The following is a 21,531-nucleotide window of genomic DNA, read 5'->3' on the forward strand; positions in this document are numbered from 1 at the left end:
CCGGCACCGGCTGTGGACGTCGTGGTCATTCGGCGACGCTTACCAGGATCATGGTCATTCGACACCGACTGCGGGCTCAGTGGTGATTCGGCGACGGGTGCGGGCGTCCTGGTCATTCGGTGTCGCTTAGGGGGATTGACGCGCGGAGTTGGAAACCGCCGTCGGGTTGGTCGCTTGCGGTCAGCTCGCCGCCCAGGGCGTCTATGCGGCTGCGGAGGCCGGGCAGGCCGCGGCCGCCGGACAGGCCGCTTCTCGCGCCGACCGATACCGCGGCGGCGGCGTTCGTCACCTCGACCTCCACGTGGTCGTTCCGGTAGCCGACCCGCACCGTGGTCGGGCTGCCTTCGGCGTATTTGACGGCGTTCGTCAGGCCCTCCTGGACCACGCGGTACACGGCCAGGCTCACGCCGACCGGGAGTGGGGGCTGGGCGCCGTCCTCCACCAGTTCGACCGGCTGGCCGCCGCTGCGGGTCTGTTCGACCAGGTCTCGTACGCTGCCCATGACAGGGGACGCCGACTCTCCGGTCGCCTCGAGTACGTCCAGCAGGTGGCGCAGTTCGGCCAGGGCGCGGCGGCCGGAGCCGCCGATCGTGGACAGTGCCGTGACCACCCGGTCCGGCGACGTGGCCACGAACTGGGTGGCGTCGGCCTGCACGACGATGCCGGTGACGTGGTGGGTCACCACGTCGTGCAGCTCGCGCGCGATGCGCGCCCGCTCGGCGGTGGTCGCGGCCACGGCGGCGAGCCGGCGGCGCTCGGCCTCCTGGAGTCGTTGCCCGCGGACGAAGGCGCCGCCCATCCAGCACGCGGCGAACAGCAGGTAGAACACCAGAAACTCGCTCAGCGTCCCCGGTGAGCCGAGCAGGAGCATGGCGACGCACAGGACGACGTACGCGGCCGACGACACGACGGTGATGGCGCGGCGGAACCGCTCCTGGTGCGCGCCCGCCGAGTACAGCGCGACGTAGATCGTCACGGTGCCGAACTGCATCGGGTAGGCGAGCGTCTCGTGGACCACGAAGGCGGCGCCGTTGATCGCCAGGCACGCGGCGGGCCACCGGGTGCGTACGGCGAGCGGCAGCGTCTGGGCCAGGATCAGCACGAGCGTGAACGCGTCGGCGGGACGTTCCGGCAGGTCGCCGAACTGGACGCTCATGATCGTCAGCGCCGGTACGAACGCCAGCCCGGTGAAGCCGGCGGCCAGCCAGCGATCCCACACCGTGGCGTCGTAGACGCGCCAGACGTTCAGCAACCTGCGGAAGAGGTCGCCGGCCAAGGTCCCCGGCATGGCTCAGAGCCTAGCGATCTCCGATCGCCGATGTTGCCGCGTTTGTCCCTCATGTGAGCCACACGGAATGTCCGCAGCGCGGTGATTCGGGACAGGGCCCTCGACTCCTACTTTTTCCTTACCAGCGGCCGGCAAGCACGGTCGGCCGCGAATCCGGATCACGACACCACGGGAAGCCGGATCGCACCGTCACGGGAATCGGGATCGCGGCACTACAGGGCTTCGGAAGGGCAGCATCATGGAGAGCAACAGCATTCGGGTACGCATCGTCATCGCCGGCAGCCTGGCCGCGGTCGCGGCGGCAGGGGCGGTCATCGGCGGGCAGCCGGCGAGCGCCGAGGTCGAGGTGAGTGCCGGTGACGTGCAGAAGTCGATCAAGTGGGGTGAGTGTCCGGAGCTTGCGCCGGGCGCCAAGCGGGATCCCCGGCAGACCTGCGGCACCGTCAAGGTGCCTCTCGACTATCGCCGCCCCGGTGGGGAGAGCATCACCGTTGCGGTCTCCAGGATCGCCACCGCCAAGCCGGGTAAGAAGCGCGGCAACCTGCTGTTCAACCCGGGAGGCCCGGGGTTGCAGGGGCTGGACATGCCCGGTCAGATGGCGCTCACACTGCCGAAGAAGGTGCGGGACTCGTACGATCTGATCGGGTTCGACCCGCGCGGTGTCGGCCACAGCACGCCGATGAGTTGCGGTCTGCCCGGCACCGCCGGCCTGCTCACCGTGTTCCCCTATCCCGGCGCCGGCGGCTCGATCAAGGAGAACGTCGCCACCGCGCGTGCCGTCGCCGCGCAGTGCGCCAAGGTCGGGGCCAAGCTCCAGTACTTCACCAGTGCGAACACGGCTCGTGACATGGATCGCATCCGCCGGGCGCTCGGCGTGCGGAAGATCTCCTACTGGGGCCAGTCCTTCGGCACCTACCTCGGCGCGGTCTACACCTCGCTGTTCCCCCGCAACACCGACCGGATGGTGCTGGAGGGCAACGTCGACCCGGACAAGGTGTGGGCGAAGATGCTGAACACCTGGAACCAGGGCATGAACGACCGGTTCCCCGACGCCGCCCGCGTCGCCGCGGCGAACGACGCCGCCCTCGGGCTGGGCGACACCGTCGAGGAGGTCACCGACTCCTTCCTCGCGCTGGCCGACCGCCTGGACCGGAAGCCGGCCACGGTGCCGGGCGCGTCGGTGACGGTCAACGGCGGGTTGCTGCGCGCTGTCACGTACCAGATGCTGCAGCACAACGAGACGCTCGCTCCGCTCACCCAGTTCTGGAAGGCGGTGGGCAGTCTGTCCGCCGGCAAGGCCCCGACGGACGCGGACGTCGCCGTGCTCCGGCAGATCTTCGCCGACACCCCGCCCGCGAAGGGCGTGCCGGCCGACAACCAGGTCACCATGGCTCTGGCCATGATCTGCGGGGACACCACCTGGTCGCGCGACGTGGACTCCTACGCCGCCGCCACCGCGGCCGCCCGCGCGAAGTACCCGTTGAGCGGCGGCATGCCGAACAACATCCTGCCGTGCGCGTTCTGGTCGAAGAAGCCGATCGAGCCGCTGGTCAAGGTGACCTCGCACGGTCCGCGTAACGTGCTGATCCTGCAGAACCGCCGCGACAACGCCACGCCGTGGGCGGCGGGCCGAGGGATGCGTAAGGCGCTGGGTGACCGGGCCGGCTTCGTCGGTGTCCAGCACGGCGGGCACTTCGCCTACGGCACCGGCTCGGTCTGCGCCGACCAGGCCACCGTCGCGTTCCTGACCAAGGGGACCCTGCCGGCCAAGGACCTCTCCTGCGCCGGTCTCAAGTCCTGACCGTCACCTCACGACCCAGCCCCCAGCGTCCAGCCCCCGGTTCTCGGCCCGGGGGCTGAGCCGTGTCCGCAGCGGGGATCCGGGAGTGCCGCTTTCTGGAAAGGCGGGTGGCTTCGGGGCTCGGTGCTTCCGCGCGTCGGCCGGGTCAGCAGCTTCGAGGGTTGGTCGGATCCGCGGGTTTCGAGGGTCGGTCGGATCAGGAATTCCGCGGGTTGGTCGGCTCAGGGGGGTCGGCGGGCTATGAGGACCTTCAAGGTGACCGGTTCGGTGAAGCGGCCGGTCGGGACGGCCGTCAGCAGCGCGGTGGTGAGGTCGCGTTCGAAGGCGGGGCGGCAGTCGCCGAGCAGCCGGCGCAGGGGCAGCGAGGTCGAGTACAGGTAACCGATGATCCGGTCCACGGTCCAGATCCGCTCGAACTCGTGGACCACCGGGGTGACGTCCCGGAACGCGGACCGGGCCAGCAACTCCTCGTGCGATTCAGGCTGCTGACCTGCGACGTCCTGCCGTCCGGCCGAGGTTCGCGGCGCGCTGGCGGTCTGTGGCTCGGCTGAGGTTCGCGGAGCGCGGGGGCTCTGTGGCTCGGTCGCACGGCGTCGTCCACCGTTGCTCCGCAGTTCGTCGCGCGTTCGGAGGCCGGAGCCGGAGCCGGAGCCGGGGCCGGGGCCGGGGCCGGGACTGAGGCGGGGGATGGGGCTGGAGCTCGGACCCGGGCTCGGGCTCAGGCCGGTGCTGGGGCGGGAGCTGGAGCTCGGGTTCGGGCTCTGGAGGGGGTACGAGGAGGGGGGCAGGTAGCGGTGTTGTACGTCTTCGATGACCGCCTGCCAGGGAGCCGCCGCCAGCGCCATGCAGCCGTCGTTGGCGATCACCAGCCCGCCCTCGTCCTCCACCACCCCCGTCAGCCCCCGCAGCACCCGCTCACGATCCGTCCAGTGGAACGACCGTCCCATGGTCACCAGCCGGAAGCGCCCGAGCTCGCCCGCCAGATCGGCGGCGTCCCCTTGGATCCAGGTGAGGTTGCGCGCTCCGGCCGCGCGAGCCTGCTGGGCCGCCTGGGCGAGCATGCCGGGGTCGGGGTCCAGGCCGACCGCCTGCTCGACGTGCTCGGCCAGGGGGATGGTCAGCTGGCCGGTGCCGCAGCCGAGGTCGAGGGAGCGGCCGGTGCCGTTCAGGGCGAACCGGGTGACCACGTCGGAGAAGAATGCCTGCGGATAGCCGGGACGGAAACGGGCGTAGTAGGGGGCGGTGCCGGAGAAAAGACCCATCCCAGGTCAGAGGGGGAGGTCGCCGGTGGCGGCGCTGGTGGAGCCGGTCGCCTGGTAGGCGGCGATCGTGCGTTCCGCGATGCGCATCTGGTGGATCTCGTCGGCCCCGTCGGCGAAGCGGGCCCAGCGGGCGTGCTGGAACATGGAGGCCAGCGGAGTGTCGGTCGAGTAGCCGAGGGCCCCGTGCACCTGGATCGCGCGGTCGATGATGCGGTTGAGGCTGTTCGCCACGAAGTGTTTGGCCATCGACACCTCCGTACGGAAGTCCTCGCCCTTGTCGATCTTGGAGGCGGCGTGCAGGACCATGAGCTTGCACTGGTAGAGCTCCATGGCCGAGTCGGCGATCAGCCACTGGATGCCCTGCTTCTCCGCCAGCAGCGAGCCGTGGCTGTACCGCTTGAGCGCGCGGTCGACCATCATGTCCAGGGCCGTCTCCGCCTGCGAGATCCAGCGCATGCAATGGGCCAGGCGGGCCGGGCCGAGCCGGTACTGGCCCAGGCGGTGCCCGTTGCCGCGACCGCCGAGGATGGCGGTGCCGGGCAGGCGCAGGTCGGTGATGACGATCTCGCTGTGGCCGGTGGAGCCGTGCATGGTCTCGACCTCGCGCACGTCGTTCCAGCCCGGATTGGGCAGGTCGACGAGGAACGCGGTGTTGGCCCCGCGCGACCCCTCCGGCACGTCCTGCTCCGTCCTGGCGATGAGGATGGCGAAGCTGGCCCGGCGGGCGTTGGAGATGAACCATTTGTGGCCGTTGATCACCCACTCGTCGCCGTCCTGGACCGCCTCCGTACGGATCAGCGTGGGGTCGGAGCCGGCCACCTCGGGCTCGGTCATGGCGAAGCAGGACATCTGGACGCCGTCGAGCAGCGGACGCAGGTACTTCTCCTTCTGCTCGTCGTCCGCCCAGTGCAGCAGGGTGTGCATGTTGCCCTCGTCCGGCGCCTGACAGTTCAGCACCCACGGGCCGATCCGGGTCTTGGCCGCCTCCGACTGCACCATGGCCAGCTCCACGTGCCCCAGGCCCATGCCGCCCCACTCCTTCGGCATGTGCGGCAGCCAGAGCCCCTCGGCCTTGGCGAGGGAGCGCAGGTGGAAGATCGCGCGGAGGTACGCGTCGCGCTCGCCCTCCCCCACCTCCGCCATCGCGGGAACGACCGTGCCCTGGATGAAGGCGCGGACCCGCTTGCGGATCTCCTCGTGCTCGGGGGAGAGGGTGAAATCGATGGCCATGCTCACTCCTTGTATCAAGCGGGGGCAGGTGGTGTCTCCGGGTAGTGGCAGGCGAGCCAGTGGTCCGCGCCGATCCGCCGGATCCTGGGCTCCTCCTCGGCGCACCGCGCCGCCGCCCGCGGGCAGCGGGTACGGAAGCGGCACCCCGTCGGCGGGCTGACCGGCGACGGCGGCTCGCCACTGATGAGCTGGTCCGCGGGCGGGAGGTCCAGGCCGCCGCCGGGGATGGAGGCGATCAGGGCCCGCGTGTACGGATGCGCCGGCCGGCTGATCAGATCGGCGCTCGGCGCCAGCTCGCACACCTTGCCCAGGTACATCACCATGATCCGGTCACTGACGTTCTTCACCACGGCCAGGTCGTGGGCGATGAAGACGAGCGTGAGCCGGTAGCGGTCCTTGAGGTCCTCCAGCAGGCCGAGGATCTGGGCCTGCACCGAGACGTCCAGCGCCGACACCGGCTCGTCGCAGATCACCACCTCGGGATCGAGGATCAGCGCCCTGGCGATCGAGATGCGCTGGCACTGCCCGCCGGAGAACTCGTGCGGCCGCCGTACCGCCGCCGTCGCCGGATCCAGCCCGACCGCCTCCAGCACCTCGTCCACCCGGTCGCCCGGCAGGTCCCACACGCGCGGGCCCTCGCCGACGATCTCGCGGACGCGGCGGCGGGGGTTGAGCGAGGAGATCGGGTCCTGGAAGATCATCTGCAGGCGGCGGCGGGTCCTGCGCAGGGCTTCGCCGCGCAGCTCGGTCAGTTCGAGACCGTCCAGCCGGACGGAGCCCGAGCGGGGCGGCGGGAGCTGCACGAGAGCCCGCGCCGCGCTGGACTTGCCGCAGCCCGACTCGCCGACGATACCCAGCGTCTCGCCGCGCGCCAGGTCGAAGCTCACCCCCGAGACCGCCCTGACGGTACGGCCGCGGCCGGCGGGGAACTCCACGACCAGATCCTCCACCCGCAGCAGCACCTCGTCACGAGGGCGCAGGTGAGCGCTACCGCTACCGGCCACCGCCGTCAGCTCCTTCCGTAAGGTGAGCGCTTCCGCCGCCGGCCACGGCCGTCGGCTGAGCGCGTCCGCTACCGGCCACCGCTCTCAGCCCCTTCCGCGACATCCGTGACGTCGGAGGACGGCGCCGCCGCCGTCCCGTCCTGAGCCTGCGTGCGCGGATGCCAGCAGGCATAACGGCGACGGTCGTGGCCGTCCTCGAACAGCGGCGGCGCCTCCCGCTCGCAGCGTTCGTCCGCGTACGCGCACCGCGCCCGGAACGCGCACCCCTCGGGCAGGTCCACCAGGTCGGGCGGCCGGCCGGGGATGACCCGGAGCCGGTGGTGCACGGGGTCGGTCAACCGGGGCGCCGCCTGGAGCAGAGCCTCGGTGTACGGCATCCGGGGCCGGGCGAACACCTCGGCCGCAGGCCCCCGTTCGACCACCTTGCCGGCGTACATGACGATCACCTCGTCCGCCCACCTGGCCACCACGGACAGGTCGTGGCTGACCAGGACCACGGCCATGTCCCGCTCCTCGCGCTGCCGGTGCAGCAGCCGCAGCACCTGGTCCTGGATGGTCACGTCGAGCGCGGTGGTGGGCTCGTCCGCGAACAGCACGTCGGGCCGGCACGACAGCGCCATCGCGATCGTCACCCGCTGCCGCATCCCGCCGGAGAGCTGGTGCGGGTAGCGGCGCAAGATCCGGACGGGATCGGGGATGCCGACGGAGGCCAGCAGCTTCGCCGCCTCCGCGCGGGCCTGCCTGCGGGTCAGGCTCATGTGCACCCGCAGCGGCTCCATGACCTGGGTGCCGATGGTGCGCACCGGGTTCAGCGCGGTCATCGGGTCCTGGAACACGGTGCCGAGCCGCGGTCCGAGCACCGAGCGCATCTCGGCGGCGGTGTAGGAGGTCAGGTCGTCGCCCGCCAGGTACACGTTCCCGCCCCGGACCGAGGTGCCGGGCAGCAGGCCCAGGATGGAGCGGATCAGCATGGACTTGCCCGATCCCGACTCGCCGACGATGGCCAGCGTCCGGCCGCGCTCCAGGGTGAAGGAGACCCCGTCCACCGCCTTGACCAGGCCGCGCGGCGTGACGAAGTGGGTGCGCAGGTCCTCGACCTGGAGCAGGACGTCGCGGACGGGGTGCGTGGTGGCGGGCAGCGCGGGGGCGGCCTGGCGCACCGGTTCGAGGCCGCTCTCCCGGACGTCCGTCAGCGACCGCAGCCGGTCGCCCACCAGGTTGAACGACAGCACGGTCAGGAACATGGCGATCGAGGGCGCCAGCACCACGTGCGGCGCGGTCTCCATCAGCGTGCGGCCCTCGTTGATCAGCCCGCCCCAGGTCGGGGTGGGCGCCTGGACGGACAGGCCGAGGAAGGCCAGGCTGCCCTCGGCGACGACGACCACGGCCATGCCGATGAACGCGTACGACGCCGCCGGCACCGCCACGTTCGGCACGATCTCCCGCCACAGGATGCGCCGGTCACGGGTGCCGAGCACGCGGGCGGCCAGCACGAACTCGCGCTCGGCGAAGGTGAGGGTGGCGCCCCTGATGAGGCGGACCCAGGAGGGGACGCCGAGCACGCCGAGCACGATCAGCACGTTACGCAGGTTGGCGCCGGCGAAGGCGACCACGGCCAGCGCGAACACCAGTGCGGGGAACGCCTGCGCCACGTCGTTGACCGCCATGATGACCGCGTCCGCGGCCTTGCGCCGGTAGCCGGCCAGGATGCCGAGCGGGGCGCCGATGCCCAGGCCGAGCAGGACGGCGCCGATGCCGACGCCGAGGGAGACGCGGGCGCCGTACACGACCCTGCTGAGCACGTCGCGGCCGAGGCCGTCGGTGCCGAACGGGTGCGCGGCGCTGGGACCTGACTGCGGCGGCCCGGCGAGCGTCTCGTCGTAGCGGGCGAACGGCAGCAGGTCGGCCAGCAGCGCGGCGAGCAGGATCAGCCCGATCCAGCCGAGCGCCAGCCAGAAGCCGAGCCCTTGCCGCCTACGCACGCCTGATCCTGGGGTCGACGGCGGCGTACACCAGGTCCACGGTGAAGTTGACGACCACGTAGCCGACCGAGATCAGCACGACGCCTCCCTGAACCGTCAGGTAGTCGCGGGAAAAGATGGAGTCGACGATGAGCCGCCCGACGCCGGGCAGGCCGAAGAGCGTCTCGATGATCACGGTGCCGCCGATGAGCGCGCCCAGGTTGAGGCCGACGGCGGTGATCAGGGTGATCGCGGAGGGGCGCAGCGCGTGCCGCCACAGGATGCGGCGCGGGGACAGGCCGCGGGCGCGCGCCAGCGTGATGTAGTCCTCCTGGAGGGTGGCGATCAGGTCCGTACGGAGCAGCCGCGCGTACACCGCCAGTTGCCCGGCGCCCAGCGTGACGGCGGGCAGGATCACCGAGGTGAGGTTCCAGCCGAGGTCGAGGGAGATGGGCGTCCACCCGGTCGCGGGCACCACCTGCCAGGTGACCGCGAACACGAGGATCAGCAGCACGCCCAGCACGAACACGGGCGTGGACAGCAGCGCGAAGCTGAGCGCGGTGAGCGCCTGGTCCAGCGCGCGGCCCGCGCGGCGGGCGGCGGCCACGCCCACGGGGATCGCCAGCCCGAGCGCGATGACCTGCGCCGCGACCAGCAGTTCCAGCGTGACGGGCAGCCGCTCGGCCAGCTCGGAGCCGACCGGCATCCGGGTGATGTAGGAGGTGCCGAAGTCGCCGGTGGCCAGGCCGCCGAGCCAGTCGAGATAGCGCACCAGCAGCGGCTGGTCCAGCCCGAGCTCCTGGCGGAGCTGGGCGCGGGCCTCCTCGGTCGCCGACAGGCCCAGGATCTGCGTGACCGGGTCGCCGGGCAGCAGGTTGAGCAGGACGAAGGAGAGGAAGGTCACCACGACCAGCACCACCAGGAGCCGGATCAGCCGGTGGAGGACGATCACCGTTCGCTGACCCAGAGCTGGCCGAACGGGTGGTACGGGATGGGCGACCCGGTCAGCGGCAGGCCCTTGCCGCCGTCGGGCAGCACGTGCTCGCCGATGCCGCGCACCTTGGTCTTGGCCACGATGGCCCCGGTGTTGAGATGGTCGATGAAGACGTAGGGCACCAGCTCGCGCAGCCGTTCCTGCACGGTCTTGTACGCGGCCTTGCGCGCGGCCTCGTCCGGGTTCATCCGGCCGACGTCGAAGGCCTTGCTCAGCTCGTCGTCCTTGAGCCTGGTCATGTTGAGCGAGATGTCGCCGACGGGCTTGGCGTAGCCCTGGTGCATCCAGATGTACTCGCCGTCGGGGTCCTGGGCGGAGAACTGCGTCCACACGGTGGCCGCGAAGTTGCCGGTGATGGCGCGGTTGATCAGGTCGGCCTGGTCGGCCTGCTTGATCGAGACCTCGATGCCGGCCTTGCGCCACATGTCCTGGGCCAGCTCGACGCCCTGCATGGTGTTGGGGTCGGGGGTGGAGATCAGCTCGAACCGGATCGGGCCCTTCTCCGCCTCGACCTCCTTGACCAGCGCGGACGCCTTGGCCAGGTCGTAGTCGGGATAGCCGCCCGGGGTGTACCACTTGGAGTCCTTCGACCACGGGCCGTCGGCCTGCTCGGTCAGCCCGCCGCGCAGGGTCGAGATGACGGCTTTCCGGTCGGTGGCGTGGGCCATGGCCTTGCGCACCCGCACGTCGTCGAGCGGGGCCACCTCGGTGTTGAGCAGGAACATGTACTCGGCCACGGCCATGCCCTGCGCCCGGTGGATGGTGTAGGCGTCCTTCAGCGCGCCGAACTTGGTCAGGTCCTCGTCGCGGGAGGTGCCGATGGCGTCCACGCCGCCCGCTTCGAGGGTCTGCGCCCTGGTCTGGCTGTCGGGCAGGATCCTGAACTCGACCTCGTCCAGGTACGGCAGGCCCTGACGCCAGTAGCGCGGGTTGCGGGTGACGACCATGCGGTTGTCCGGCACGTACTCCTTGAAGATGAACGGTCCGGTGCCGACCGGCTTGAGGCTGGCCGCCTTGGGGTCGTTCAGCGAGGCCGGCGGGACGATCATGCCGGTCTGCGTGGACAGGTAGTAGGGGAAGGCCACCCACGGCTGGTTCAGCACGACCTTGACCGTCATGGGGTCGGCCAGCTCGAACGACTTGATCGGCACGAAGACGGCCGCGGTCAGCGGCGACTTCTTCTGCGCCTCCAGGTTGGCCTTGACGATGTCACCGGTCAGGGACATGCCGTCGGAGAAGGAGATACCCGACCTGACCTTGATGGTCCATTCGTCGTACTTGTCGTTCGGGGTGAGCGACTCGGCCAGGTACGGCTTCCAGTCGCCCTCGGCGTCCACGCTCACCAGCGCTTCGATGATCGTGCCGGCCATGCTGTAGCTCTGTGCCGCGAACTGGTCGGTGATCGGGTTGAACCCGTTGGCGTCCGCGCTGAGCGCGTACACCAGGCGTCCGCCCTGTACGGGCCCGGTCGCGGGCGCGCCCGACTGCGGCGGCCCCGCGACCGGTCGTTGCCCGCTGCAGGCCAGCATCACCGTCGCGGCCAGTAACAACGTGGCCGCCGTCCTCCAGCGTCCCATTCACGCCCTCCTCCCGGCTGATCCCCCGAGAGCAATTTCACCGATAGTACTATCGGTGAAAATCCGCACAAGTGCCGCGGGAGAATCGTTACGAGGGGAGGGGATCGATGACGGACACACGGCTGACCAGAAGCGAGGCCAAGGATCTGACCAGGCGCCGGCTCATCCGCGCCGCGCTGGCGATCCTGGACGAGGAGGGCGAGGCGGGCCTGTCCACGGTCAAGGTCGCCAAGGCCGCCGGGATCGCGCAGTCCAGCTTCTACGTGCACTTCAAGGACATGCAGGAGCTGCTGCGGGTGCTCGCGGACGAGGGCGGCGAGCGGCTGTTCGAGGCCATGCGCGCGGCCCGCCGCAAGGCCCGCGAGGCCCCCGACGACCTCGAACGGCACCGCGACACGTTCCGCATCCCGCTGGTCGCCATCTGCCGCCATCCCGAGCTGCTGCGCATCCAGCTCAGAGCCAGGTACGACCCCTCGTCCTCGCTGCGCGACTTCGCCGTGGCCACGGCGGCGGCCCACCGCGAGCACCACGCCGCCGACCTGGCCGCGCTCGGCTACACCGCCGACGACGAACGCGACCGGCGGCGGCTGGAGATGATCGCGGAGGGGATCAACGCGGCCACCAACGCGCTGGCCATGGGGCACCTGGAGGGGCGCTACCCCGACCTGGACGAGGCCGCCGACATCCTGACGGCCCTGTCCAGGGGCGCCCTCCGGCTGCTGCGCAGCACGTCGGCGAAGACCACCCCCGCGGAGGCGGACGTGATCAGTGAGCCTCCCGCACGATCCTGACCGCCCCGGCCGGCACCGTCAGTGAGCCGTCCACCGGCGTGCCGTCCAGCGTCATGCCCTTGACCGGCCGGCGCCTTGTCCAGGTAGACGGGGGAGCTGGGGCAGAACGCCTGCCGGCTGCCCGGTCACAGCCGGCGTCCGTCGGCGTCCTCGGGCAGCGCCTCGGGGTGGCGCTGCCCGAACCACGGCGGCGGGGAGGCGGTCGGCGTGGACAGGTGGGCCCGGATGCCGGCGTCGCGCCTCAGAGCCTCACATCGGCGGCGAGTACCGACACCTCCTCCGCGCTCAGCCTGCCGTCCGCGACGACCGTGACCACCCGCCGGGTCAGCGTGCCCTCCATGACCAGCGGCGTGTCCCAGGCCAGTGCCTGGCCCACGCCCGGATACTCCTCGACCCGGACGAACCACGGGTCGTCGTCCGCCTGGACGAAGATCAGCGTCCAGTCCCGGCCTTCCGGCGTGCGGCCCGACAGGGCGATCCACGGCTCCCGGCTGCCGTGCACCGCCCGCTCGTCGCCGGGGAGCGTGGTGCGGGCGTGGGAGGTGCCGGGGGCGCGCCAGAAGAAGCCGCCGTAACCGGCGCCCGCCCGGCCCTTGGTGGCTGAGCTCTGGATCGTCAGCGGGGCATCGGTGAGGTTGGTGAGCGTGAACGCGAAGTCCAGCGCCCACGCGGCTCCCACCGGTGGTTCCGCGGCGTCCGGCGTCCAGGCCGTCCCGACCGGGCGGGCCGTGACCGTGCGTTCCTCGCGGGCCATCAGGCCGGCCGGCCCGATCCACTCGACCTGCTCGGCGAAGCCGCCGTCCTCCAGCCTGGTGAACGCCACGTGCCGCTGCCGGCCGTGATCCGCCAGCCAGGCCGGCCCCTGGTCCTTGACGTACGTGCGCCCGCCCCAGAAGTTCGCCCCGCCGAGGTCGGAGATCGCCACGCCGACGCCCAGGTGGTGCACGTGGTCCTCAGGACGGACCTCGCTCACCTCCACGCCGCCGAGCGTGCGCACCCCGTGCAGGTAGGGGCGGGGCGAGTCGGTGGCGGGCAGGTCCGGACGCCAGTCGTAGGCGGCCACCTCGCGGCCCGACACCAGCAGCTCCACCCGCGTCCACGCCGCGCCCAGCTCCGAGTAGAGCGCCAGCTCCCTGGCGCTGAGGTCGGTCAGCCCGACCGCGCCGGGCAGCACCCGGCCGGTCACCTCGCCCGTCTCGTCCCGGTGCACGATCTGGTGCCGCTCGGGGATCGGCACCGGTTCAGGGGCCAGCCGGATCGCGTCCAGCACGCGGGTGAACCGTTCGGTGCCGGCCAGCGGCACCAGCAGCTCCGCGCCCGTGCGCGCGTGGTCGATGAGGTTCTCCAGCAGGCCCGTCCGCTCGTACGTGGTCGTCGTGACCGAGCCGTCCGCCCGTTCCACCGTGAGCCGGTCCTGCGTGTAGTGAAGCGTGGCGTGGCCCGCGTCGCCGTGCACGGTCACGTAGGGCTCGTGCCGCGGCTGCTCGTCGGGCGCGCACAACGTCACCGCGATCGTGATCGTCAGCCCGTCCTCCAGCCGGACGCGCAGGCAGGAGGTGTCGTCCGACTCGATCGGGTTCGCGTGGTAGAGCTCGGTCTCGATCTCCGCGATCGGAGCGTCGGAAACGGCCAGCGCGGTCGCGACGGCGTGCGCGAACGGGTTCGTCAGCGCGCCGTCCATCACGTCCACGCCGTTCAGCCGGCGCCGGCCCGCCCAGGGGGAGCGGGTGAAGTAGGAGGCGGGACGCGCCCAGGCGCCCGCGCCGCCGATGCCGCGCACCCGGCCGAGCGCGCCGCTCGCGATCAGCTCGCGCAGCGCCTGGACGGCCGTCGAACCGAGCGACTGGAACCCGACCTGGCAGGCCAGCCCGGTCTCCGCGACCGCCGCGGCGATCCTGCGGTGCTCGCCGGGGCTCGGCGCCGGGGGCTTCTCCAGCAGCACGTGCGAGCCGGCCCGCAGCGCGGTCACCGCGAGGTCGGCGTGCGTGTCGATCGGCGTGCAGACGATGGTGAACTCCGCGCCCGTCTTGGCGATCAGCTCGCCCAGGTCGGACGACTGCGGCGGCGCGGCGAAGTCCACCGCCACGGGCCGCAGGTCGCAGATCCCGGCCAACGTGATCAGCCCGCGCCCGCTCAGCTCGCGCAGGATGCCCAGATGGTGCTGCCCGTGCCCCTGGGCTCCGGCCAGCACGACCTTCGCCGGCGTCATGACGACCACCTCAGCCCGAGCCCGGCCCCGCCGCTCGCCCGCAGCACACCGCCGGAGATCTCCACCGGGTACGGCTCCGCCAGCAGCCCCAGCCGCCCGAACGAGGCGTCCTCCACGTCCTCCACCATCGACGGCAGCGGCAGGGCCAGGGCGAGCTGCCCCGACACCTCGCTCAGCAGGTGCGGATAGACCGGCACGTCGTAGGTCCTGGCCAGCTCCGCGATCCGCAGGAACGGCGTGATGCCGCCGACCCGCACCACGTTCGGCTGGACCACGTCGCACGCGCCCGCCGCCAGCAGGTCGCGGAAGCCGTACGTGGTGTAGACGTTCTCGCCCACCGCGATCGGCACGTCGACGGAGCGGCGCAGCTCCACGTGCCCGGCGACGTCGTCGGCGGGCAGCGGCTCCTCGATCCAGTGCGGGTCGAACTCGCGCAGCGCGGCCAGCGCCCGCCGCGCCCTGTGCAGGTCCCAGCGCTGGTTCGCGTCGATCATCAGCAGCCGGTCGGGGCCGATCACCGCGCGCACCGCGGCCACCCGGGCCACGTCCTCGGCCAGGTCCGGCCGGCCCACCTTGATCTTGACGCCCCGGTATCCGGCCGCGACCCAGCGCCCGGCCTGCTCGACCAGCTCCTCCAGCGAGTAGTGCAGGTTGACGCCGCTGCCGTACACGGGCAGCTCGTCGCGCCGGCGGCCGAGCACGTCGGGCAGCGCCTCGCCGCCGCAGCGCAGGTCCCACAGCGCCAGGTCGACGCCGGCCAGCGCGACCGTGGTGATCCCGCCGGGGCCCGCCTCGCGCAGGTGCCGCCACAGGCGGTCCCACACCACCTCGGGGTGGGCGGGCAGCCCGATCAGCGCCTCGCGCAGGTCGTGGTCGAGCAGCGCCCGCACCGCGTGCGCGCCGATCTGCGGCGTCCACGAGAACCCGGTGCCGGTCCGCCCGTCGGCGAGCGTGACGTGGGTGACGATCACGTGGTTGGCCGGCACGTCCGCGCCCCACGGACGCGGCAGCGCCGCGGTGCGCAGCTCGGTGCGCAGGTTCGCGATGGTCATGACGCCACCCGTTCCAGCCCGGTCTTGATCAGCGCCTCCAGCTCCTCCAGGTGCTCGCCGCTCACCTCCACCAGCGGCGGGCGTACGGCGCCCACGTCCAGGCCGCGCAGCCGGACGCCGGCCTTGACCAGCGAGACGGGGTAGCCGGGGACCTTGCCGCGCAGGCGGACGAGCGGGGCGTAGAACTCGGTGAGCAGCCGCTCCTCGCCGTTCAGGTAGGCCAGGGCGATCTCGGGCGCGAAGGCGAACACCGCGCTGGAGTACAGCTCGACCCCGAGGCCCCGGTAGGCGGGCATGGTCAGCTCGGCCGTCGGCAGCCCGTTGAAGAACAGGAAGTCCGGGTACGACTCGCGTACGGCGAGCACGATGCGCTGCATCCGGTCGATGTCGCCCACGCCGTCCTTGAGCCCGATCACCCCGGGCAGACCCGCCAGCGCGACCGCGGCCTCCGGTTCGAGCACCACCGAGCCGCGCTGGTAGATGATCACCGGCAGCACCTCGGCCACCGCCCGCACGTACGCCTCGAAGCCGTGCCCCGGCCCCTGGGCCAGGTACGGCGGCATCAGCAGCAGCCCGTCCGCGCCGGCCTCCCTGGCGGCCCGCGCCTGGTTCAGCGCGGCGCCGAGCGGCCCGCCCGCGCCCGCGAACACCGGCACCCGGCCCGCCACGACCTCGGTGGCCACCCGCACTGCCCGCGCGTGCTCGGACTCCGACAGCGCGGAGAACTCGCCCGTGCCGCAGGCCGCGAACACGCCGCCCGGACCGTGCTCCATCCCCCGCCGCACGTGCTCGGCCAGCACCTCCTCGGCGAGCGCGCCGCCGGCGTCGAAGGGGGTCACGGGAAAGAACAGCACACCGCTGAGATTCACGGAATCTCCTTGAGAATAGAAACCCCGGCCTTGTGGGCGGGACGGAAAGTCGGACATGTGCCGATGGAACCCTCGCGGGAGGCCGGACAGGTGCCGCCGAATCCCCTCACGGGTGGCTGTGCGGGTCGGCCGCCCCGAGGAGAGGGGAATCGTCCTTCAGCTCGGTGCGCCAGCTGCGCTTGGGCTGCCAGCCGAGCAGGCGCTCCGCCTTGGCGGTCGAGAAGGCGGGCGCGGTGCCGGTGAGCCCGGCCGCGAACGGCTCGGTGCCGGGCACGACCTGGGGGAGCAGGTCCGCCAGCGGCTTCCTGGCCAGCGCGTCGGCGGCGCCGGCGAAGAAGATCTCGCCGTTCGGCAGCTCGGGCAGCGCCTCGCTGAGCACGCCGATCATCTCGGCGGCGTCGCGCGAGTCGATGTAGTTGAACAGCGACACCCCGCCCAGCTCGGGCCGGTCGAGCCGCTCCCGCACCGTGTGACCGGCCTGCGTCGGCGCGCCCGCCCACTCCTCGGGCGGGATCACGAAGCACGGCCGCACCGCGGCCAGCTTGGTCTTCCCCGCGCGGGCGAAGGCCCGCATCGTCTGCTCGGCGGTCACCTTGGACAGGTTGTACGCGTTCCACGGCAGAACAGGATGTTCCTCATCGATCGGCAGGTACTGCGGCGCCCAGCCGCCCGGCGCGCCGTACCCCATGACGGTGGGACTGCTGGCCACCACCACGCCGGGCACGCCCAGGGCCACCGCCGCCTCGCACACGTTGAACGCGAGCCGGGTGTTGACCTTGAAGATGACCGATTCGGGGTAACTGAACGGGGTGGCGATCGCGGCGAGGTGGATCACCGACTCCGGCCGGAACCTGGCGATCACCTCGAACGTCTCACCCGTGTCGGTGAGATCGGCCGGTAACGTGACGGCCGCCTCCGCCGGGGTGCCCGGGGCGCGGTCCACGCCGATGACCTCGTGCCCGGCCGCCGCGAGCGTGCTGACCACGCTGCGGCCGAGGCGTCCTGCGCTTCCGGTGACGAGGACTCTGCTCACCGTGAGGGGCTCCTTCAAGACTGCAAACAGTTGCACTAAACCTTCGGGTCAGCAAGGGTGAGGCGTCAAGAGGTGATTTCGTCACCGGCCGTCTAGCTGGGGGTTCCCGGCGAGGTCGGGCGGCAAGCGCTTTCACCGACTTCCCAGTGTCTGCAAGCGGTTGCGTTAGGGTGTGCGACGTGACAGTGACGATTCGTGATGTGGCCAGAGCGTCCGGGGTCCATGTGTCGACCGTGTCCCGGACCTTCTCCGCGCCCCACATGGTGAACGCCGCCACCCGCTCCAGGGTGCTCACGGTGGCCGAGGAACTGGGGTACCGGCCCAACCGGGCGGCCAGGGCGCTCACGACCGGGCGCACCCACAATCTCGGCCTGATCGTGGCCGACATCGCCAACCCGTTCTTCCCGCCGCTGATCAAGGCGGCCCACGCGGCGGCCCGCCAGCGCGACTACCACCTGTTCGTGGCCGACACCGACGAGGAGCCGGCCGCGGAGGAGGAGCTGGTGCAGGCGTTCTCCAAGCAGGTGGACGGCGTGGTGCTGTGCAGCCCGCGCTCGTCCAACAAGGCGCTCGAACGGCTGGCCGAGCGGGTGCCGTTCGTGGTGATCAACCGGCGGCTGCGCGGCGCGGCCACCGTGCTGATGGACGTGGGTCACGGCGCCAGGCTGGCGGTCGAGCACCTGGCCGGGCTCGGCCACACCCGGGTCGCGCTGGTGTCGGGGCCGGCCGGCTCGTGGACGAGCGCCGAGATCCGCACGGCCGCCGAGCAGGTGCCGGGCGTCGATCTCGTCGTCGTCGGCCCCAACGCGCCCACCGAGCGCGGCGGGTACGCCGCGGCGGCCCGCCTGCGGGACTCGGGGGTGACCGGCGTGCTGGCCTACAACGACCTGGTCGCGATCGGCCTCATCGAGGGGCTCGGCGACCTCGGGCTGAGCGTGCCGGGGGACGTGAGCGTGGTGGGCATCGACGATATCGTTCCCGGGCGGCTGAACCGGCCGAAGCTCACCACGGTCGCCATGCCCACGGCCGCCGCCGGGCGGCTGGCGGTCGATCTGCTCATCCAGGAGGTGACGGCCACCACGTCGCTGGAGACCCGCCTCGTCATCAGGGACTCCACCGCGGCTCCACGATAGCGGGCTCTGCAAACGGTTGTACTAAATCGGATCGTAACTCATCTGACTTATTGGCGGGACGGGCGTGCTAGCAGGGGAAACGCGGTCGCGATATATCGGTAACGGCTATGTAACGTCTGCAAAGGGTTGACGGAACTTTCCTGCCAGCTATAGGAAAGCGCTATCCATTCGCTTATTGCCGGAAGGTCCGTGATGACTGAAGTTTCGGTGGCGAGCGGGCCGGCAGGTGGCGGCCACCGATCCACGCAACGGTCCCGCCGTGAGGCACGGGCCGCCTATCTCTTCCTGGCGCCCTGGTTCGTCGGCCTGCTCGTCATCACGATCGGCCCGATCTTCGCCTCGCTCTACCTGTCGTTCACCGACTACAGCCTCCTGGAGGAGGCCAAGTGGGTCGGGCTCGACAACTACACCAAGATGTTCACCGAGGATCCGCGGTTCCTGAACTCGCTCCAGGTGACCACGATCTACGTGATCGTCTCGGTGCCGCTGCAACTGGCCTTCGCCCTCGCGCTGGCCCTGGTGCTCGACCGCGGGCTGCGCGGACTGCCCATCTACCGCTCGATCTTCTACCTGCCCTCGCTGCTCGGCGGCAGCGTCGCGATCGCGATCCTGTGGCGCAAGGTCTTCGGCGCCGACGGCCTGGTCAACGCGGTGCTGTCGGTCTTCGGCATCCAGGGGACCGGCTGGGTGGGTCACCCGGACTACGCGCTGGGCACGCTGATCCTCCTGCACGTGTGGACGTTCGGCGCGCCGATGATCATCTTCCTGGCCGGGCTGCGGCAGATCCCCAGCAGCTACTACGAGGCCGCCGCCGTGGACGGGGCCGGCGCGCTGCGCCAGTTCCGCTCCATCACGCTGCCGCTGCTGACACCGATCATCTTCTTCAACCTCGTGCTGGAGCTCATCAAGTCGTTCCAGTCGTTCACCCAGGCGTTCATCGTGAGCGGCGGCAGGGGCGGTCCGGCCGACTCCACCCTGTTCTACACGCTCTACCTCTATCTCCAGGGGTTCAAGAACTACGACATGGGCTACGCCGCCGCGATGGCCTGGGTCCTGCTGCTGATCATCGCCGGGCTGACCGGGGTGAACTTCCTCGCTTCCAAGTATTGGGTCTTCTATGGCGACACGAAGTAGGCCGATCCCGGTGCTGTTCCGCCCGCTCAACGGCGGACCCGTGGTCAAGCACATTCTGCTGATCGGCTTCGGCCTGGTCATGCTCTATCCGCTGCTCTGGATGATCTCCAGTTCGCTCAAGCCGGAAGAGCTCATCTTCCGTGAGCCGGGACTGTGGCCGAGCCAGGTCACGACCGAGAACTACACCGAGGGCTGGTACGCGCTCAAGCACCCCTTCGGCTACTACCTGTGGAACTCCGCGGTGATCACCGTGCTGTCGGTGGTGGCGAACCTGGTGGCCTGCTCACTGGCGGCCTACGCCTTCGCCCGGCTGAACTTCCCGCTGAAGAAGCTCTGGTTCGCGATCATGCTCGGTACGATCATGCTGCCGTACCACGTGACGATCGTGCCGCAGTACATCATGTTCTCGAAGCTCGACCTGATCAACACGATCTGGCCGCTGGTCATGCCCAAGATCCTGGCCACCGACGCGTTCTTCATCTTCCTCATGGTCCAGTTCATCCGCACGCTGCCGCGGGAGCTGGACGAGGCGGCGGAGATCGACGGCGCCGGCTACTGGCGCATCTTCATCAGGGTCGTCATGCCGCTGTGCATGCCGGCGCTGGCCACCACGGCGATCTTCACGTTCATCTGGACGTGGAACGACTTCCTCAGCCAGCTGCTGTATCTCAACAATCCCGATAATTTCACCGTACCGGTAGCGTTGCGCACGTTCCTGGACGCCAGCAGCGACTCGTCGTGGGGCCCGATGTTCGCCATGTCGATCATCGCGCTCGGCCCCATCTTCGGGTTCTTCCTGGCAGGCCAGAAATACCTGATCCGTGGTGTGGCGACCACGGGCCTGAAGTAGTTCGTCCACCCCCCAACAGAGAACATTCCCCCTAGGAGGTAGAGCCGTGAGCTCTGGCAAGAAGATGTGGTCGGCGGCCCTGCTCGCCACCGCTGTGCTGGCGGTCACCGCGGCCTGCGGCAGCGGCGGCGACGGCGGCGGCGAGACCGCCGACGGCAAGATCAAGCTGCGCTTCTCCTACTGGGGCAGCGACGCGCGGCAGAAGATGACCGAGGAGGCCATCAAGAAGTTCGAGGCGAAGAACCCGACGATCGACGTCGAGGGCGAGTTCTCGGACTGGGCCAGCTACTACGAGACGCTGTCCACGAAGGTCGCCGGCAGCGACGCGCCGGACGTCATGAGCCTGGAGATCCGCGGCCTGCGCGAGTACGCCGAGCGCGGCACCCTGGCCGACCTGGCCAGCAAGGTCAACACCGCCGACGTCGACGCGAAGGTGCTGACCACCGGCGCCATCGACGGCAAGCAGTTCGCCATCCCCACCGGCGTCAACGCCTTCTCGCTGCTGGTCAACAAGTCGCTGGTCGAGCAGGCCAAGGCGGAGCTGCCCGACGACAAGCAGTGGACCTGGGACGACTACATCGCCCTGTCCAACAAGGTCACCTCCGGCAGCGGCGGCAAGATCACCGGCACGCAGCTCAGCTGGAACCCGGCCTACCTGCAGATCTACGCCACGCAGAAGGGCGAGCAGTTCTACGCGGGCAACAAGCTCGGCCTGACGCCGGAGACCATCAAGGAATGGTGGTCGATCATGCAGAACCTGATCAAGGGCAAGGGCGCGCCCGACGCGGCCAAGAGCTCCGAGATCGGCGCCACCAGCATCGACCAGTCGCTGCTCGGCACCAACACCGGCGCGATGGGCATGTGGTGGAGCAACCAGCTCGGCGCGGCGGCCAAGGCCTCGGGCTCGGAGCTCGACCTGCTGCGGATGCCGAAGATCAAGGGCGCCACCTCCGGCGGCATGTTCCTGCAGCCGGCCATGTTCTACAGCGCCTCGTCCAAGTCCGAGCACGCCGCCGAGGCGGCCAAGTTCATCGACTACATGATCAACGACCCCGAGGCGGGCGCGATCATCCTGAGCGATCGCGGCCTGCCCGCCAGCTCCAAGGTGCTCGCGGCGGTCAAGGACAAGCTGCCGGACGCCGACAAGAAGACGCTGGCCTTCCTCGACGAGGCCAAGGGCGAGCTCACCGACCCGCCCGCCGCGCCGCCGAAGGGCGCCAGCGCCATGGAGGACATCCTCACGCGCTACTCCGAGGAGGTCATGTTCGGCCGGATGACCCCCGACGACGCCGCGCAGAAGTTCATCACGGAGGCCAACGCCTCCATCGCCGGTTGATAGGAGA

The 21,531-nt window shown here is 70.7% G+C and carries 18 protein-coding genes; 6 read left to right on the forward strand and 12 right to left on the reverse strand.

Annotation, left to right across the window (positions count from 1 at the left end; genetic code table 11):
* Nucleotides 1-112 precede the first annotated feature (112 nt).
* Complete coding sequence (locus B0I32_RS51390; RefSeq protein WP_106252303.1) at nt 113-1,288, reverse strand: sensor histidine kinase; 1,176 nt, start codon at nt 1,286-1,288, stop codon at nt 113-115.
* Nucleotides 1,289-1,526: 238 nt separating this feature from the next.
* Between B0I32_RS51390 and B0I32_RS51395 the strand changes: the two genes are divergently transcribed.
* Nucleotides 1,527-3,089, forward strand: coding sequence for an alpha/beta hydrolase (locus tag B0I32_RS51395; protein WP_106252305.1), 1,563 nt, complete (start codon nt 1,527-1,529; stop codon nt 3,087-3,089).
* A gap of 221 nt (nt 3,090-3,310) precedes the next feature.
* Here the strand turns inward: B0I32_RS51395 and B0I32_RS51400 are convergent, their stop codons facing one another.
* The 6 genes from B0I32_RS51400 to B0I32_RS51425 form a co-directional block, all read right to left on the reverse strand.
* A complete protein-coding gene (locus B0I32_RS51400) occupies nt 3,311-4,351 on the reverse strand; it encodes a class I SAM-dependent methyltransferase (protein WP_106252307.1) in 1,041 nt (346 codons plus the stop codon).
* A 6-nt stretch (nt 4,352-4,357) separates the two neighbouring features.
* A complete protein-coding gene (locus B0I32_RS51405; protein ID WP_106252308.1) occupies nt 4,358-5,581 on the reverse strand; it encodes an acyl-CoA dehydrogenase family protein in 1,224 nt (407 codons plus the stop codon).
* Nucleotides 5,582-5,595: 14 nt separating this feature from the next.
* Nucleotides 5,596-6,585, reverse strand: a complete 990-nt coding sequence (locus tag B0I32_RS51410; protein WP_106252309.1) for an ABC transporter ATP-binding protein — start codon at nt 6,583-6,585, stop codon at nt 5,596-5,598.
* A gap of 68 nt (nt 6,586-6,653) precedes the next feature.
* On the reverse strand, nt 6,654-8,567 hold the full coding sequence (locus tag B0I32_RS60630) for a dipeptide/oligopeptide/nickel ABC transporter permease/ATP-binding protein (RefSeq protein ID WP_106252311.1): 1,914 nt from the start codon (nt 8,565-8,567) through the stop codon (nt 6,654-6,656).
* Entirely contained in the window at nt 8,560-9,498 is a 939-nt protein-coding gene (locus B0I32_RS51420; RefSeq protein ID WP_106252313.1) for an ABC transporter permease, read from the reverse strand. The genes B0I32_RS60630 and B0I32_RS51420 overlap by 8 nt, the downstream gene beginning before the upstream one ends.
* Nucleotides 9,495-11,117 carry an ABC transporter substrate-binding protein gene (locus tag B0I32_RS51425; RefSeq protein ID WP_106252314.1) on the reverse strand — a complete coding sequence of 541 codons (1,623 nt, stop codon included), beginning with the start codon at nt 11,115-11,117 and terminating at the stop codon, nt 9,495-9,497. The genes B0I32_RS51420 and B0I32_RS51425 overlap by 4 nt, the downstream gene beginning before the upstream one ends.
* Nucleotides 11,118-11,224: 107 nt before the next feature.
* Here B0I32_RS51425 and B0I32_RS51430 point away from each other — a divergent pair, with 107 nt between their 5' ends.
* A complete protein-coding gene (locus B0I32_RS51430; RefSeq protein WP_106252316.1) occupies nt 11,225-11,908 on the forward strand; it encodes a TetR/AcrR family transcriptional regulator in 684 nt (227 codons plus the stop codon).
* 125 nt (nt 11,909-12,033) lie between these two features.
* Here the strand turns inward: B0I32_RS51430 and B0I32_RS60635 are convergent, their stop codons facing one another.
* From B0I32_RS60635 to B0I32_RS51450, 5 genes are all read right to left on the reverse strand, one after another.
* A complete protein-coding gene (locus B0I32_RS60635; protein ID WP_245956668.1) occupies nt 12,034-12,153 on the reverse strand; it encodes a beta-galactosidase in 120 nt (39 codons plus the stop codon).
* Entirely contained in the window at nt 12,150-14,117 is a 1,968-nt protein-coding gene (locus B0I32_RS51435; protein ID WP_106252405.1) for a DUF6807 family protein, read from the reverse strand. Before B0I32_RS51435 ends, B0I32_RS60635 begins: the two co-directional genes overlap by 4 nt.
* A complete protein-coding gene (locus B0I32_RS51440) occupies nt 14,114-15,169 on the reverse strand; it encodes a mandelate racemase/muconate lactonizing enzyme family protein (protein WP_106252318.1) in 1,056 nt (351 codons plus the stop codon). Before B0I32_RS51440 ends, B0I32_RS51435 begins: the two co-directional genes overlap by 4 nt.
* The gene (locus tag B0I32_RS51445; RefSeq protein WP_106252320.1) at nt 15,166-16,038 is read right to left on the reverse strand and encodes a 5-dehydro-4-deoxyglucarate dehydratase; all 873 of its coding nucleotides are present in this window, start codon (nt 16,036-16,038) and stop codon (nt 15,166-15,168) included. Before B0I32_RS51445 ends, B0I32_RS51440 begins: the two co-directional genes overlap by 4 nt.
* A 106-nt stretch (nt 16,039-16,144) precedes the next feature.
* Nucleotides 16,145-17,071 carry an NAD-dependent epimerase/dehydratase family protein gene (locus B0I32_RS51450; protein ID WP_106252321.1) on the reverse strand — a complete coding sequence of 309 codons (927 nt, stop codon included), beginning with the start codon at nt 17,069-17,071 and terminating at the stop codon, nt 16,145-16,147.
* 179 nt (nt 17,072-17,250) lie between these two features.
* Between B0I32_RS51450 and B0I32_RS51455 the strand changes: the two genes are divergently transcribed.
* From B0I32_RS51455 to B0I32_RS51470, 4 genes are all read left to right on the forward strand, one after another.
* Nucleotides 17,251-18,204, forward strand: coding sequence for a LacI family DNA-binding transcriptional regulator (locus B0I32_RS51455; RefSeq protein WP_106252406.1), 954 nt, complete (start codon nt 17,251-17,253; stop codon nt 18,202-18,204).
* Between the two features lie 192 nt (nt 18,205-18,396).
* Nucleotides 18,397-19,338, forward strand: coding sequence for a carbohydrate ABC transporter permease (locus B0I32_RS51460; RefSeq protein WP_106252322.1), 942 nt, complete (start codon nt 18,397-18,399; stop codon nt 19,336-19,338).
* Entirely contained in the window at nt 19,322-20,188 is an 867-nt protein-coding gene (locus tag B0I32_RS51465) for a carbohydrate ABC transporter permease (protein WP_106252324.1), read from the forward strand. Before B0I32_RS51460 ends, B0I32_RS51465 begins: the two co-directional genes overlap by 17 nt.
* Before the next feature lie 46 nt (nt 20,189-20,234).
* The gene (locus tag B0I32_RS51470) at nt 20,235-21,524 is read left to right on the forward strand and encodes an extracellular solute-binding protein (protein ID WP_219912444.1); all 1,290 of its coding nucleotides are present in this window, start codon (nt 20,235-20,237) and stop codon (nt 21,522-21,524) included.
* Nucleotides 21,525-21,531 lie beyond the last annotated feature (7 nt).

Source organism: Nonomuraea fuscirosea (assembly GCF_003001935.1).
GTDB lineage: Bacteria > Actinomycetota > Actinomycetes > Streptosporangiales > Streptosporangiaceae > Nonomuraea > Nonomuraea fuscirosea.

What these genes read in the sequence shown, in the direction of transcription:
- B0I32_RS51430 (WP_106252316.1), top strand. Translation starts at nt 11,225, where the DNA reads ATGACGGACACACGGCTGACCAGAAGCGAGGCCAAGGATCTGACCAGG.
- B0I32_RS51465 (WP_106252324.1), top strand. Translation starts at nt 19,322, where the DNA reads ATGGCGACACGAAGTAGGCCGATCCCGGTGCTGTTCCGCCCGCTCAAC.
- B0I32_RS51435 (WP_106252405.1), bottom strand. Translation starts at nt 14,117, where the DNA reads ATGACGCCGGCGAAGGTCGTGCTGGCCGGAGCCCAGGGGCACGGGCAG.
- B0I32_RS51425 (WP_106252314.1), bottom strand. Translation starts at nt 11,117, where the DNA reads ATGGGACGCTGGAGGACGGCGGCCACGTTGTTACTGGCCGCGACGGTG.
- B0I32_RS51460 (WP_106252322.1), top strand. Translation starts at nt 18,397, where the DNA reads ATGACTGAAGTTTCGGTGGCGAGCGGGCCGGCAGGTGGCGGCCACCGA.
- B0I32_RS51400 (WP_106252307.1), bottom strand. Translation starts at nt 4,351, where the DNA reads ATGGGTCTTTTCTCCGGCACCGCCCCCTACTACGCCCGTTTCCGTCCC.
- B0I32_RS51405 (WP_106252308.1), bottom strand. Translation starts at nt 5,581, where the DNA reads ATGGCCATCGATTTCACCCTCTCCCCCGAGCACGAGGAGATCCGCAAG.
- B0I32_RS51395 (WP_106252305.1), top strand. Translation starts at nt 1,527, where the DNA reads ATGGAGAGCAACAGCATTCGGGTACGCATCGTCATCGCCGGCAGCCTG.
- B0I32_RS51440 (WP_106252318.1), bottom strand. Translation starts at nt 15,169, where the DNA reads ATGACCATCGCGAACCTGCGCACCGAGCTGCGCACCGCGGCGCTGCCG.
- B0I32_RS51390 (WP_106252303.1), bottom strand. Translation starts at nt 1,288, where the DNA reads ATGCCGGGGACCTTGGCCGGCGACCTCTTCCGCAGGTTGCTGAACGTC.